This is a genomic window from Kaistella flava (ex Peng et al. 2021) (assembly GCF_015191005.1).
Taxonomy (GTDB): Bacteria; Bacteroidota; Bacteroidia; order Flavobacteriales; family Weeksellaceae; genus Kaistella; species Kaistella flava.
In genome coordinates, this window is sequence record NZ_CP040442.1 from 426,446 (window position 1) to 441,947 (window position 15,502).

The 15,502-nt window shown below is 33.7% G+C and carries 13 protein-coding genes; 12 read left to right on the forward strand and 1 reads right to left on the reverse strand.

Annotated elements, in window-relative coordinates; translation table 11 throughout:
- The first annotated feature begins 12 nt into the window (after window positions 1–12).
- From Q73A0000_RS01915 to Q73A0000_RS01970, 12 genes are all read left to right on the forward strand, one after another.
- Window positions 13–1,926: a DUF262 domain-containing protein gene (locus tag Q73A0000_RS01915; RefSeq protein ID WP_193812409.1), complete on the forward strand. Its 1,914-nt coding sequence runs from the start codon at window positions 13–15 to the stop codon at window positions 1,924–1,926.
- A gap of 10 nt (window positions 1,927–1,936) precedes the next feature.
- Window positions 1,937–4,375, forward strand: a complete 2,439-nt coding sequence (locus Q73A0000_RS01920; protein ID WP_193812410.1) for a DUF262 domain-containing protein — start codon at window positions 1,937–1,939, stop codon at window positions 4,373–4,375.
- 147 nt (window positions 4,376–4,522) lie between these two features.
- A complete protein-coding gene (locus Q73A0000_RS01925) occupies window positions 4,523–5,173 on the forward strand; it encodes a transposase (RefSeq protein WP_193812411.1) in 651 nt (216 codons plus the stop codon).
- 82 nt (window positions 5,174–5,255) lie between these two features.
- Window positions 5,256–8,306, forward strand: a complete 3,051-nt coding sequence (locus tag Q73A0000_RS01930) for a type I restriction endonuclease subunit R (protein WP_193812412.1) — start codon at window positions 5,256–5,258, stop codon at window positions 8,304–8,306.
- A 1-nt stretch (window position 8,307) separates the two neighbouring features.
- Window positions 8,308–9,003 (forward strand): M48 family metallopeptidase, encoded by a 696-nt coding sequence (locus Q73A0000_RS01935; RefSeq protein WP_193812413.1) that lies wholly within the window; start codon window positions 8,308–8,310, stop codon window positions 9,001–9,003.
- Between the two features lie 235 nt (window positions 9,004–9,238).
- Window positions 9,239–10,219 carry an IS30 family transposase gene (locus tag Q73A0000_RS01940; protein ID WP_193810852.1) on the forward strand — a complete coding sequence of 327 codons (981 nt, stop codon included), beginning with the start codon at window positions 9,239–9,241 and terminating at the stop codon, window positions 10,217–10,219.
- A gap of 661 nt (window positions 10,220–10,880) precedes the next feature.
- The gene (locus Q73A0000_RS01945; RefSeq protein ID WP_193812414.1) at window positions 10,881–11,210 is read left to right on the forward strand and encodes a hypothetical protein; all 330 of its coding nucleotides are present in this window, start codon (window positions 10,881–10,883) and stop codon (window positions 11,208–11,210) included.
- Window positions 11,211–11,608: 398 nt separating this feature from the next.
- Window positions 11,609–11,863, forward strand: a complete 255-nt coding sequence (locus Q73A0000_RS01950) for a hypothetical protein (protein ID WP_193812415.1) — start codon at window positions 11,609–11,611, stop codon at window positions 11,861–11,863.
- Window positions 11,864–12,034: 171 nt separating this feature from the next.
- On the forward strand, window positions 12,035–12,328 hold the full coding sequence (locus Q73A0000_RS01955) for a GIY-YIG nuclease family protein (RefSeq protein ID WP_193812416.1): 294 nt from the start codon (window positions 12,035–12,037) through the stop codon (window positions 12,326–12,328).
- A 295-nt stretch (window positions 12,329–12,623) separates the two neighbouring features.
- Complete coding sequence (locus Q73A0000_RS01960) at window positions 12,624–13,610, forward strand: aldo/keto reductase (protein ID WP_193812417.1); 987 nt, start codon at window positions 12,624–12,626, stop codon at window positions 13,608–13,610.
- A 298-nt stretch (window positions 13,611–13,908) separates the two neighbouring features.
- Entirely contained in the window at window positions 13,909–14,214 is a 306-nt protein-coding gene (locus Q73A0000_RS01965; RefSeq protein WP_193812418.1) for a hypothetical protein, read from the forward strand.
- A gap of 55 nt (window positions 14,215–14,269) precedes the next feature.
- Window positions 14,270–14,860 (forward strand): SOUL family heme-binding protein, encoded by a 591-nt coding sequence (locus tag Q73A0000_RS01970; RefSeq protein WP_208458797.1) that lies wholly within the window; start codon window positions 14,270–14,272, stop codon window positions 14,858–14,860.
- Window positions 14,861–14,955: 95 nt separating this feature from the next.
- Here Q73A0000_RS01970 and Q73A0000_RS01975 read toward each other — a convergent pair whose 3' ends face one another.
- Window positions 14,956–15,399, reverse strand: coding sequence for a cold shock domain-containing protein (locus Q73A0000_RS01975; RefSeq protein WP_193812420.1), 444 nt, complete (start codon window positions 15,397–15,399; stop codon window positions 14,956–14,958).
- Window positions 15,400–15,502 lie beyond the last annotated feature (103 nt).

The window sequence follows — 15,502 nt, forward strand, 5'->3', positions numbered from 1 at the left end:
AATCCAGAATATATGAATCAAAACACTTTACTTTTACTACCAATAAAAAATCTCCATGGGAAAGAATTTATCATCGAAAAATACCAGCGAGGATACAAATGGGGGAAAAAAGAAATTCTAGAACTTTTAAATGATATCAATGAATATGAGCCAAGTAAAGGAGTTTACTGTATTCAACCAATTATATTAAAACCACTTAATGTTCTTAATAAAGAAGATATAACAATTGAAGACCTGACTTATACAATTTACAATGAAAATGAGGTGATTGATGGTCAGCAGAGAACAACATCAATTTATCTTATTTTAGAATACTTAAGATATCTAGGTTTAGTTGATGAAAAAATTAAATATTCAATTAACTATAAAATAAGAGATAAAAGTGGTGCTTTTTTATCTGAACAAATAAGAGGTCTATTCGAAGATTTATCAACAGACATTATTGAAAAATTAGCTGAAAAAAATTATAAAGATTTATCCGAAGTTCAAACTTTTTGGTCAAATTACATATTAAAAAACGAAGGAAAAGGATATGATAATGTAGACATCTATCATTTTTTTACGGCATCTTATTATATTAAAAACTGGTTCAAGCAGTATATTGGAGAAAATCACGAACAAAGAAAATCGTTTGTAGATAAATTGATTAATCATATTCATTTTATTTGGTATTCTTTAGACGATTCAATTGAAAGTAAAGATGTGGTTAATGTATTCCTAAATAATAATAAAGGAAAAATTTCTCTAACAACTTCTGAATTAATAAAAGCATTATTTATTTTAGATATTTCAAATAAAGAAAGTAAAGCGATAGCAGAGTATAAAATCAATCGTTTTGCTTTAGAATGGGATATGATAGAGAAGAAGTTGCAGGATGACACCTTTTGGTATTTTATTCAACCGGATAAAGAAAAATATAATAAAGGAACTAGAATTGATTTTTTATTTGATTTAAAATTCGAAAGAAAAAATAAGGATGATGACTCTTTCTCTTACCGAAAGTATGAGCAGCTTTTTAATGAATTAAAAAACGATAGGGAAGGGAGTTTTGAAAGTAAATGGAGTGATATTATTCAATTGTATAATAAACTTATCGATTGGTACAATGAACCATTCACTTACAATTACATAGGTTATTTAACTGCCACTAAAATATTAAATTTACAGGGGATTTTATCTCTAAGTGTAGGTAGAAGGAAACAAGAATTCAAGCAAGATTTAAAAGATTGTATAAAAACAGAATTTGCAAAAACTATTAGAAAAGATAATAAACAAATCCTTCCATATCATATAGATAATTTACATTATAAAGATTTTTATCGCCAATCACAGAATGTGATTTTGTTATATAACGTTCTTTACCATGTTGAAAGAATGGCTCAAAATAAATTTCCTTTCGAGCTGTATGTAAAAGAGAAATGGAGTATTGAGCATATCATACCTCAAACGCCAAAAGACATCGATGATTTCGTGGAATATAAATTATGGTTTGAGGATCAAATTAAATATAAAAATCCTGAAAACGAGATTACGTCGGAAGAAAAAGATATCCTTGAAAAGTTAAAAAAAATTAATGGTTTTGAAGATTTGAAAATTGATATAGAATTACAAGATCGTGTAAATAAGCTTGCGGAAAGTTTTGAAAATAAAACTCATTTGATTTCAAATTTATTATTATTAGATAGAAATACAAATAGTGCATTAAGTAACCACAGGTTCTTAGATAAGCGAACAAAAATTCTAGAATTTGACCGTCATGGAAAAAACGATGAAAATGAACGGGTCTTTATTCCTATGGAAACTCTTAATGCGTTTAATAAAACCTTCTCTGAAAATCTTGAACTTAAACAGTGGTCTAATGAAGACGGCCAAGATTACAAAGATGCTATTGAAGCGCGTTTAGAATACTTTTTACCAAAAAACTAATTTGACTAACATGACTGACACAAAATATACAACTTTCTGGAATGTATTAAATAATATAGGAATAGAAATTCCAGCGATACAACGTGATTATGCACAAGGAAGAGAAGTCGGAAGGATACCGATTATTAGAAAAAAATTCATCAATACATTATTATCGGCTATTGAAGATAATACACCGACGAGATTAGATTTTATTTATGGAAAAATTTATGGTGAAAAGAACATTGAAGAATTACGAAAAAACACACATTCTATTAAATCTTTGTTAGATAGTATACGTGAATATGCTGACAGTATTGATTTGATAGTTTCTGAAAATGACATAGTTGAAAAGGGTAATAATAAAGGAGAAACAGTTTTTTTAATTCCTTTAGATGGACAACAGCGCTTGACTGCTTTATTTCTGATTCACTGGTTTATTAATTCAAACCTTGAAAAAAATGAATGTTATAAAAACTTACAACAACTTAAAAGATTTAGGTATAAAACAAGAAAAAGTACAGAGTTATTTATTGAAATGCTATGCGATGAAACCGTAAGTTTTAATTTTACCAAAAATTTGTACGAGGAAATTGTTAATCATGAAAGATTTTCTACCACTTGGAAAGATGATCCGACGGTTAAGTCAATGTTAGTCGTAATTAATGAAATTCAACAGTACTTTAATAATAAAGAAGAGAAAATCCTGTCAGAAGATTATTCTTCAATTTGGAAGAACCTTACCGAGAATGAAATTTTACATTTTGATTTTTTAAACTTAAAGAATTTTAGTTTATCTGATGATCTATATGTTAAGATGAATGCGAGAGGAAAAGAGTTAAGTGATTTCGAAAATTTTAAGGCGTGGCTCATAGGTAAAATTGAGAATGATGAATGGTTGGAAAGTGAGTTATGGAATGAGTATTCATTAAAATTCGATGTAGAATGGAACGATTTATTTTGGGCTCAAAAAAGCGAAAACGTTTATGAAATAGACGATGCATACTTTAATTATTTTAAAATTCTTTATTTAACTGATTTAGTGTCCGAAGCCAAAATAATGAAAAGTGCATTTAAGGCAGGCGAAATTAATGATGTAATCGAATCGATTATTAAAAATTCGCCCGATTTTGACTTTGAAAAGATATATAATGAAAAATTTAAAAACCAATTAAGTAGATATTTTAAAATCATAGATTTTTGTGGTGATAATAAACTTAAGAGTGAGAAAAACAGAGTTGCTATTCAAGAATTTAAAAAATTCTTATTTAATAGTACATCTGAAATATCATGGATAGATTTAATTAAGAATTATATAATCATTTCATTTGTTGAAGCCAATTCAAAGAACGCATTAAATCAATTTAATTTTGAATCATATTTTAGAGTATTAAGTAATCTATTTAATAATCAAACCTTTGATAGTGCTTCATTATATCAGAATGCGATAAATGATATTAATAGTATAAACGAAGATTTAATTGGTAATGATTATAATATATACGACTGGTTAATTAATTTAGAAGAAGAGACATATAGTTCTGTGTTTACTAAAGGACAAATTTCGGAGGACAAATTAAAAACATCTTTAATTTATCAAGGAGATCAAAAAGTAATTGACGAACAATGGTTAGCATTAATAGAAGAGGCTGAATCGCATGAATATTTTAATGGTAAAATAGGATTTCTTTTAACCTTTTCAAATAAAGATAAAAATTTGTTTAGAAAATATTTAGACAAAATTTCTCCGTTATTTACAAGTAAAATTTTAAATATTGAAAATTATTTGCTTCAAAGATCGTTGTTAACTTACGGGAATTATTTTGGTTCAAGAGGCGGTGATAAGGTTTCATTTTTTAAAAATGATAATACCAGTTATAGATCTCGTAGAGAGAACTGGTTAGGTTTTTTATTGGATTATAATCAGAATTTATTATTAAAAAATTTAGTTGATGATGAGTTATATGATGAAAGTAATGTCATAGATTCCTTAAATAAAATAATCGATCGCTTTATTGAAAATAATTCTGAAATTGACATGATAAATACAAACATATCAAATATTGATTATTACAAACTGTATATTTATTGTCCTGATTTATTTAAATATGGCAGTTCTAATTTAATCCAGTTAGATCAAAAAAAGTATGCTTATCAATTAAATGCAACAAATACCGGCGGATATTTTAATGATGTTTTGCTGGAGTATATTAAAAAAAAATATTTCAGTAAATGTGAAGTGGTTGAAGTTAAAAGAACTTTAGGCTGGGATAATAGTCCTAATATAGTATTAGGTAATAAAATATTTAGAGTTGTACCAAAAAATAATAATATCCTCGTTGAAGAAGTAGAAAACGGTGATGTCATTGAAGAATTTAATACATTACGAGAATTGATTAATTTTATAGAAATTAACCTTATTTCAAATCATGATTTGCCCGCATCAAATGCATTGCCCAAAACCGTATAATCCAATTGTTAACCGAATAAGATTACATCAATTATAGTGATTAGGACGATCTTCTTAAATGATAAATCTTTTCAGCTTATCTGTGTTTAAGCATAGGATATAAACTATGTAAATTATCACATAAAAAATAAATTGTAATTTGGTGTAATGGATAAATACAAAAATAAATACCGCATACAATCTGCCCGCGCCACCTGGTGGAATTACGGATGGGCGGGTGCGTATTTTATTACCATTTGTACCAAAAACAGGAATCATTATTTTGGAGGAATTAATCAGGGCGAAAAAAACAAAATGAATTTATCAAATTGCGGGATATTGGCAGATGTATTTTGGCATGAAATAAAAAATCATGCCCAGAATGTAGAATTGGGCGCATTTGTGGTAATGCCGAATCATATTCATGGGATATTGATATTAGGCGAGGATTCGGAATCTGGCGCAGATTCTGAAGATACGGGGGATATGCGGGATACGCGCGATATTGCAGAGACGGGGCATGCCCCGTCTGTACCGCGATTGGGATTGCGATCGCAATTAAAATCCAATGATAATTCCCAATTCAATGAGGATTTCGAATCTATAAAATCGCCATCAAGGATGGGGAAAAATACCGTATCATCGATTATAGGATCCTATAAATCTGCCGTAACCAAAAATGCGAATCGTTTGGGATTAGAATTTGCGTGGCAAGAGCGATTTCATGATCATATCATCCGCAATGATGGTGAATATCAACGGATCAATGATTATATAGAATCTAATATTAATCATTGGAATGAGGATAAATTTAGATAAAGACGGGGCATGCCCCGTCTCAACAGGAGCCGCGTCTGTACGGCAAGCGCCCTGCAAATAATGAAAATAAAAAACACACGAAATGATTAACCCAATCGAACGCATCACCCAAAATCGTATCATCAAATTGTTCACCGATCAATTGGGTTACATCTACTATGGGAATTGGGAAGATCGTCCTACTAACAGCAATATAGAATCAACCGATCTCAAGAAATTTTTGATAAAGAAAGGGTATGCAGATTCTTTGGTAGAAAAAGCCATCACTGAATTAACGCAATTAGCCAGTTCCAACACCGGCAATTTATATGAACGGAATCAAAAGATGTACAATCTTTTGCGTTATGGCGTAAAGGCAAGACCTGAACTAGGGGAACAGTTTGAAACTATTTTTCCGATTGATTGGAAGAATTGGGAAGAGAATGAATTTGGTATTGCGGAAGAAGTAACGCTTTATAATCACAAACACAATCGCCGTCCGGATCTCGTTCTTTATATTAATGGAATTGCTTTTGGGGTGCTCGAATTAAAAAGAGGAACAGTGGATATTGCAGAAAGTATTCGTCAGAATATTTCTAATCAACAGGAATTGTTTTCACAAAGATTTTTTACGACGGTCCAAATGATTTTGGCGGGAAACAATACCCAGGGTTTACGCTATGGAACGATAGAAACACCAGAGAAATATTACCTTTCCTGGAAAGAAGATGAGCAGGATAATGACGATTACAAACTCGATAAATACCTGAAGAAATTATGCGAGAAATCGCGTGTCATTGATTTGCTATACAATGGCGTTATCTATGATGCCGGCATAAAAAAACTGCCTCGTCCTCATCAATATTTTGGTTTGAAGGCGGCACAGGATTTTGTGAAGCGTAGAGAAGGTGGCATTATTTGGCATACCCAAGGTTCGGGCAAATCTCTAATGATGGTGATGATTGGAAAGTGGATTTTAGAAAACATTCCGAATTCCAGAATTGTTATCTTAACCGACCGTACGGAATTAGACGATCAAATCGAGCGGGTTTTTAATGATGTTGGTGAAACGGATATTGCTAAAACAAAATCGGGAAAAGAATTAATGCATTATTTGCAGGCTTCTAAACCGCGTTTAATCTGTTCTTTGATTCACAAGTTTGGGAATAAAGGCGAAGCAGATTTTGATGTCTTCATTAAAGAATTAAAAGATAATCCGATTACAACCCAAGGTGAGATATTTGTTTTTGTAGATGAATGTCACCGGACGCAAAGTGGGAAACTCAATGAAGCCATGAAAGCTATTTTGCATAATGCAGTATTTATTGGTTTCACCGGAACGCCTTTATTGAAAGTCGATAAGAAAACAACGATGGATGTTTTCGGACGATATATTCATACTTACAAGTTTAATGAAGCAGTTCAGGATGGTGTTGTAAAAGATTTGATGTATGAAGGCCGAATGATTGAACAGAATTTGACTTCACAGAAAAAAATAGATCAATGGTTTGATGCTAAAACAAAAGGACTGAATGATTTCCAGCGGAATGCTCTAAAAAAGCAATGGGGTAAGATGCAGCATATCTTAAGTTCGAAAGGACGCATGGAGAAAATTGTAGCAGACATTGTCGTTGATTTCAGTACCAAAGCACGTTTAGCCAATCAAAATGGAAATGCCATATTGGTGGCGGGAAGTATTTATGAAGCCGCGAAATATTACAGTCTATTTCTTCAAACCGAATTAAAAGGAAAGTGCGCTTTGGTCACTTCCTACAATCCAAATGCGAGCGATATTTCTAAAGAAGATACCGGTGCGGAAACAGAAACGGACAAAGAATTCATTTATAAAATCTACACTGAACTATTAGAAAACGTAAGTGCGACAGGCAATAAATCAAAAACCGAAACCTACGAATCTGAGGTAAAAGAATTATTCCGAAAGCAGCCCGCCAAGATGAAATTGCTGATTGTAGTTTCTAAACTCTTAACAGGATTTGATGCGCCACCGTGCAGTTATATTTACATCGATAAAAAGATGCAGGATCATACTTTATTTCAGGCGATTTGCCGCGTAAACCGTTTAGATACCGATGATAAAGATTATGGCTATATCGTAGATTACATGGAATTATTTGGAAATGTAACCGATGCAATTGACGTTTATACTTCGGAGTTGGATAGTGAAGGTTTTACAAAAGAAGAGGTTTCTATTCAGTTGAAAGATCGGTTGAAAGTTGCGGCAGATCGGTTAGAAGTCGCTTTGGAAACCGTAGAAGCCTTGTGTGAAAATGTTCCAAATAAAAAAACAGATTTAGATTTCATTAAATATTTCTGTGGAAATACGGAAAACCCAGACGATTTGAAAGCAAATGAATATAAACGGATGGCTTTGTATAAAGCAATTGTCGAATATATTCGTGCTTTTGCCAATATGACGACCGATTTTGAATTGGCTGGTTATCAGGAAAAGGAAATTAAACATTTTAAAGACCGTTTGGATTTCTATTTAAATGTTCGCGAAGTGATCAGAATTGCAAGTAATGAAATAATTGATCTGAAAGTCTACGAAGCAGATATGCGTTTCCTTTTGGATACTTATATCCGCGCTGAAGAATCAGAAGTAATTTCTCCATTTGAAGATATTTCTTTATTAGATTTAATGGAAACCGATATGGACAAAGCGATTGATTCTTTACCTAAATCTGTGAAAGGAAATAAAGAAGCCGTCGCTGAGGTTATTGAAAATAATGTAAGAAGTAAGATTGTAGAAGATCATTTGCTGGATCCTAAATATTTTGATGAAATGTCGGTTCTTTTAGCGGAACTCATTGAGGCAAGAAAACGGGATTCAATTCTGTATCAGGAATATTTATTGAAAATGGCGGAGTTAATTCGCATGGTGAATAAAGGTCAGAAAGATGATGTTCCAAAATCATTAAATACAAAAGGCAAAGTTGCTTTATATCATACTTTGGAAGATGAAGAATTGGCGCTGGTTTGTGATCGCGAAGTTCAATATGCAAAACAGGAAGGTTTTAGGGATAATTTGATGAAGCAAAGGAAAGTTAAAAAAGCAATTAAGAAGGTTGTTGAAGATGATGCTTTAGCAGAACAGGTTTATCAGATTATAGAACAGAATAAAGAAGATTATTAAAATGCGAACAGAGCATTTACAAATTGGGAGTTTAGAGGTTGAAGTTAAATTTAAACCTATTAAAAACCTGCACTTAAGCGTTCATCCACCACATGGAAAAGTGACGGTTTCCTCTCCGGAATATTTTGATCTTGAAAAAGTTCGGGTTTATCTCACCACGAAAATTGGCTGGATCAAACGCGAACAAAAGAAAATTGCCAGCCAGGAAAGAGAAGGTGAGAAATTAATGATTACGAGGGAAAGTCATTATTTTCTGGGTAAAAGATATTTGCTAAAAGTTACAGAAGCTAAAAGAGCGTATGTTGAAACTCATCATCACGTAATAGAACTCTTTTCTCCTGCGCATTACACCACTGCACAGAAACAGAAACAACTTGACAATTGGTACCGCAGAGAACTGAACACCATTTTAGGTAAACTGTTAATGCACCATTTACCAATTATGAATCTTACGGTTGATACTTACAGCGTGCGTAAGATGAAAACCAAATGGGGGAGTTGTAACAATGAAAATAGAACTCTGAATTTTAATATTGAACTCATCAAAAAGCCCATAGAATGCATCGAATATATTGTTGTGCATGAACTGGTTCATTTATTAGAAAGGAATCATAACAAGAATTTCATTATTCTCATGGATCGATATTTACCGAATTGGAGAACTCAGAAAAAAATCTTAAACGAATTACCAATCTAAGTAATCTAATTTAATTTTATTAATGGCATTTATAAGCTTTCTTATAACTGGATTTTCAATTTTAGAAAAACATTAAAAATTATAAAGAAAACAAAAATCAAACTTACATTCAATTAATAAATGCAACGGTTAATAAAAGACTGCTGGGATAGCTTCTGTTCCTAGGAACAGAAGCTATCCCAGCAGTCGGCGAAAAATTTCATCTTATCTTTGGGTTGCAAAACTCTAAAAACAGATGGCTCATTTAACGTTGGAACAAAGATACCAAATAGAAACTTATAGAAGTACTGGAATCAGCATTTCTGAAATAGCCAACTTTGTAGGCAAAGACAAAAGTGTAATTTCCAGAGAAATCAAGCGAAATGCGGATCAAAGAAGTGGGACATACAAAGCAAAATTAGCCGATAAAAAGGCTCAAAATAGGCATCAAATAAAAAGGAAAAAATGCTCATTAACAGCAGAGATAGAAGTGAATATTTTGTGTTATTTGATTAAGGATTATAGCCCAGAACAGATCGTGGGTAGATCTAAAGTTGATAAGGTAAGTATGGTATCTGGTGAAAGAATTTACCAATACATTTGGGAAGATAAACGCAGAGGAGGTAAATTGTATCGGCATCTTCGAACCCAGGGAAAGAAGTATAAAAAAAGAGGTCATTTAAAAGACAAAAGAGGTCTTATTGTTGGTAGAGTGGACATTAGTCAGCGCCCTTCAATAGTTGAAAAGAAGAATAGATTAGGAGATTTAGAAATAGATTTGGTCATAGGGAAAGATCACAAAGGAGCCTTACTAACTATTAATGACAGAGCCTCTGGTGTACTATTTATGGGAAAAGTAGGTAGTAAAGAAGCTGCTGAAATTGAGAAGAAAACCATCGAGTTATTACAAGATTGGAAACCTCTGATCAAAACTATAACCTCTGACAATGGAAAAGAATTTGCAAATCATCAAGCGATAGCAGAAGCACTCAATATAAGCTACTATTTTGCCAAACCATACCACAGTTGGGAAAGAGGAGCGAATGAAAATTTGAATGGATTAATAAGACAATATTTTCCTAAAAAGCATAACTTTGAAAATATCACAAAAGAACAAATACAAGATGTAACTTATATTTTAAACAATAGACCTAGGAAAAGATTTGGGTACAAAACGCCCAATGAAATATTTGCCGAACAACTAAATAATTTTGATCATGTTGCATTTATTACTTGAATCCACCAAAGGTAAAACACCCCAAAACAAAAAAAAAGATTCCCGCTGCGCAAAGTCTGAGACTTTGAGCATATTAACTATATAATCTTCAATTTACTAATAACTAAAACAGTTGTTATATTATCAATAACCGTTTTAGAATTAGCAGATCAGCCAATCACAGACCCCAATAAAACAATTGATTTTTGGAAATATAATAAATATGAGGAGTGAGAGTGTTGTGGCTCAAAGTCGGAGACTTTGCGCAGCGGAGTAGTGCCTTCGACAAGCTCAGGCACCTGGCGATTATTTTCTTGGTGGCTGAGCCTGTCGAAGCCACTTTGCGGTGTCTTCGACAGGCTCAGGCAACCGTTGCGCAAAAGTCTCAGACTTTGAGCAAATTAATTATATAATCTTCAATTTACTAATAACTAAAAAAGTTGTAAATTCATCAATAACCGTTTTAGAATTAGCAGATCATCCAATCATAGACCCCACTACAACAAATGACTTTTGGAAATATAATAATGATGAGGAGTGAGAATGTTGTGGCTCAAAGTCGGAGACTTTGCGCAGCGGGGGAGTTAAAAAAAGGTGTATAAATTAGGAATTAATTTGTCCACGCTCCTATAAGCCCTTTCTTTAAATTAGTATTTTCTCTAATTTTAAAAATAAAATTTTAATGTCAAAAACAAATCCACTCTTCGAATTTACTCGTTTCTACAAAGGTCCAGGAACCGAACCTATAAATCGGGTAAACAATGCGCAGCTTCTTTGGGAATACGAAAGAAAGTGGGTTGAAAATGAAGAGGATAGAGCTGAAAATCATCCTCGTGTTTTGGAGTATCGGCAGGATGTGCTTCCATTGTATAATGAGGAAGATGGTATTCCGCTTTCATTGAAAGCTTTACTCTATAACCGTTACACCCATTGGTGCGGAGGTTACGCCTTAGAAGATGACGTGCGAGATTTTAAGGATTTTTTGTATCGTGATTATCTACGAACCTCGTAAATTACGTGGTGGTTGAGCCTGTCGAAACTATCATAGAATGTACCTTCGACAGGCTCAGGCACAAGGATGGGCTCAGGCACCACGGCAGGTTGAGACACCAGGAAATAGTTGTATTTTTAAGATATTTGTTTTTTGTGTGATGGTTGAGATCCTCTCGGTGGTTGAGCTTGTCGAAACCAATTTGCGATGCCTTCGACAGGCTCAGGCACCGCGATGGGCTCAGTACATCGAATCATAAAATGTAGAATTTAAGATAGATTTTGCTATTCTTTTATGAGTCTTTTTCTCTAAATAAGTATTTTCTCTCCCACTAAAATAAAATCACAATGTCTCTCAAAAATCCACACCTCCAATTTACCCACTACTACAAAGGAGAAATAGAATGTCCAAAGTCCTGCTTGAACTCCAATTTTTGGTATTACGAAAAAATGTGGGTCGAAAATGCAGACGAAAGAGCAGAGGATAATCCGCGAGTGATTGAGTATAAACAAGATGTGTTGCCACTTTATGATGAGGAAGATGGTATTCCGCTTTCGTTAAAGGCCTTGCTTTATAATCGGTACACGCACTGGTGCGGTGGTTCTTGTACTATTGAAGATGAGATGCGTGGCTTTAAGGAATTTCTGCATCGTGATTATCTACTCACCTCGTAAATTACGTGGTGGTTGAGCTTGTCGAAACCACCGTGCTGTGCCTTCGACAGGCTCAGGCACCATGGCAGGCTCAGGCACCAGGAAATATTTGTATTTTTAAGATATTTTCTTTTTGTGCGACAATTGAGATTGAGCCTGTCGAAACCACACGATCATAAAAAAAACCATATAATGGCTAAAGGATTCATGTATATTTTAAAATGTGCGGACGACAGTTACTATACTGGTAGTACTGTAGATCTTGAATTACGGTTAGCACAACATCAAAGCGGAGAAGGTGCTAACCACACCAGAAAAAGGCTTCCGGTAGTCTTGGTTTATTATGAAGAATATCAGGACATTGCGGATGCATTTTATAGGGAAAAACAGGTTCAAGGTTGGAGCCGTAAGAAGAAAGAAGCCCTGATTGAAAATAGGTCTGAAGATTTGCCGCTTTTTTCTAGAAATAATCAAAGTGGGGAATGAGTGCCTTCGACAGGCTCAGGCACCCCGGAAGGCTCAGGCACCGCGGAAGACTCAGGTACCGGGGCAAGCTCAGGCTCAAGATGATTTAGGAGTCGTTATGGTGGTTGAGCTTGTCGAAACCATCATAAAAAATAGATTGTCGCTCTTCTCACTATTGAAAATTTAAGATTGCCATAGAACCGTGTTGGTCAAATTATTGTTGTCGATGTGCAGTTATATCTTTAAGTTTGATTTACTATTATTAAAATATAATATCTCTTTTTCGAATCAGTATCAATTCACCAAAAATTTAAAAATGGAATATAGAAAATTAGGACACAGCGATTTAGAATTATCTGCAATTACGTTCGGAGCTTGGGCTGCCGGAGGTTGGATGTGGGGAAGTACGGACAGAAATGATGCCATTGAAGCCATCAAATCCTCTTACGATTTGGGCGTTACTTCCATAGATACTGCGCCAGTTTATGGACAGGGAACCAGTGAAGAAATTGTGGGTGAGGCGATTAAAGGAATTTCCAGAGACCAATTACAGATTCTAACGAAATTTGGAATGCGGTGGGATTTAACAAAAGGGACTTTGGGCATGCATTCTAAAGATAATGATGGAAACAAAATTGATATTTATAAATACGCCGGAAAAGAAAGTGTCATTTATGAATGTGAACAAAGTTTAAAAAGGTTAGGCACCGATTATATTGATTTATACCAGATTCACTGGCCAGATTTAACAACACCGATTGATGAAACTTTTGAAGCGGTTTCAAGATTGATTGAACAGGGGAAGGTTAGATTTGCGGGCGTTTGTAATTACAATGCAGAACAAATGGCAAAGGCGAACGAAACTGTTAATTTGGTTTCGAACCAAATCCCCTTCAGTATGGTAACGAGAGAAATTGAAGAAGAGACTGTTCCTTACTGTATCAAAAATAATAAATCGATTTTAGCCTATAGTCCCATGGAAAGAGGTTTGTTGACTGGGAAAATTCAGCCGGGACATCAATTTGCGGAAGGTGATCACAGAGCAGATTTAGCTCACTTTCAACCCGATTTCGTTAAAAAGACCAATGAGCTTTTAGCTCAAATAAAACCAATTGCAGATGCTCATGAAGCAAGTTTAAGTCAGTTAGTTTTGAGATGGACGATTGAAAGACCGGGAATTACCATCGCTTTAGCGGGCGCCAGAAATGCCAAGCAAGCCACTCAAAATGCGAAAGCAATTGACATTAAATTAAGCAAAGAAGAGTTAAAAACGATTGACGATTATGTTAATAATTTTAAATAAAACCTCATAAAAAAAATTACTAAAAGGCTTCGAAAGAAGCTTTTTTCTTTTTGTTGCTTAAGATTTCAGTGCTGCTGAACCTTTCTATAACTGTTTAAAGTCGAAGTAACTATCTTTCAAATATTTTAAAGAATGATGTAAAATTAATAAGTAAATATTCTTTAAATTTAAGGTAGAGAATACCGGTATTATAAAAGTTGGGATTTTTGCAGCATTTTGAAACTGGTGATAAATGATTGACTGCAATTTTATAGGGTTTTAAAGGAGGAAGGATTTGCTTTAATTTGAATAACATAAAATGGAAAATAATAAAGCGCTTATCGCCGTGGTCAACAATCTTCAAATAGAAGATCATTCCGGTGAAAAATCTGATGCAGAGCAATTCGAAGTTTTAGTTAGTTTCATTGATGATCTGATTCGAAATGATTTCAACCGTTTACTGAGTATTCTGTACCGCGTGGATATTTCTGAACAGAAACTAAAGCAAAAGTTGGCTGAAAATAAAGAAACTACAGTGCGGTCTGCGGAAATTATTGCACAACTTCTTATTGATAGAGAAGAGGAAAAAATAATTTCACGGGCAAAATACAGGCAAGAAAAGTAGAAAGTAAATCTTCAGTGGATCAATTTGAAATTCTAATCATTAAATGTTCTGAATCATGAAAACTTTTATAATAATACTCACTGCAATAGTCGTCCTGTTCTTAGGGACTCAAATTTACTTTATCATGGCGAAAACTGAAACGCAACCTTATCAGGTTATTAAGAAAGAAAAAGATTTTGAGATTCGACGATATCCTCCGGCTACGATGGCCACGGTTTCAATGGACGCGAAATCTTACAGAGAATTATCTTCTACAGGTTTTAGAAAATTGGCTTCTTTTATATTTGGTGGAAATAAGTCTAAAAAAAATATTGCCATGACCTCGCCGGTTCATATGGATATTAATAGTACCCAATCTTCGATGAGTTTTGTAATGCCTTCTGAATATAACAAAGATAATCTGCCGAAACCAGATAATTCAGATATTAAAATTGAAACCACTGCTGAAGAATACGTTGCTGCGATTCAGTTTGGTGGCTTTGCAAACGATGAGGAAATTAAAAAATACGCTACCCAATTAGAAAATGACTTAAAAGCAAATGGAATCGAATATTTCGGCAACTTCCGTTTTTTAGGATACAATGCTCCCTATCAATTGTTGGATCGAAGAAATGAGATTATTGTTAGCGTCCGTTGGGAAAAATAAATCTTATCAATCAGTTCTCATTTTTGGTAGTATATAAGGACTAAGTGCTCTAAATAAAAAAAAAGCTTCTTTCGAAGCTTTTTTATTTTAAGGTACTACTTAACAAGTTTAATGTCTATCGCAGAAAGTCCTTTTGGAGACTTTTCTATTTCGAAGGCTACTTTGTTGCCTTTCTTAACCATCTCTGCGCAGTTATTGCTGTGGAAGAAAATGTTTTCTTTGGATTTGTCTTCGGTAATAAAACCATAACCCTTTTCACTAAGAAAAGTAACGATACCCGATTTTATAGGATTTTCAGCTTCAATTGGTGCTGCGCCCAGTTGAATATGACTTAAGTCCATATTCTCATCATCATCTACATTCCTTCTTTCGGGAGGTGTGCTTGTAAACTGACCGTTTGCATCTACATACATGATCATGTCATCAAGCCCTTTTCCTTTATCATTGCTTTCTTTGCGCTCTTCACGTCGCATTGCCTTTTCTTTTTGCTTTTGAAGTTTCTTCTTAAAGTTTTCTTTTTTGGAGAAAGAATCCGCCATATTTTAATATTTGTTTTTTAATTATCTGATAAGGTACAAAATAAATTAACACGATGCAAGATAAATTGTAATTATTTATAAATTCTCCCTAAAATCACTTCCT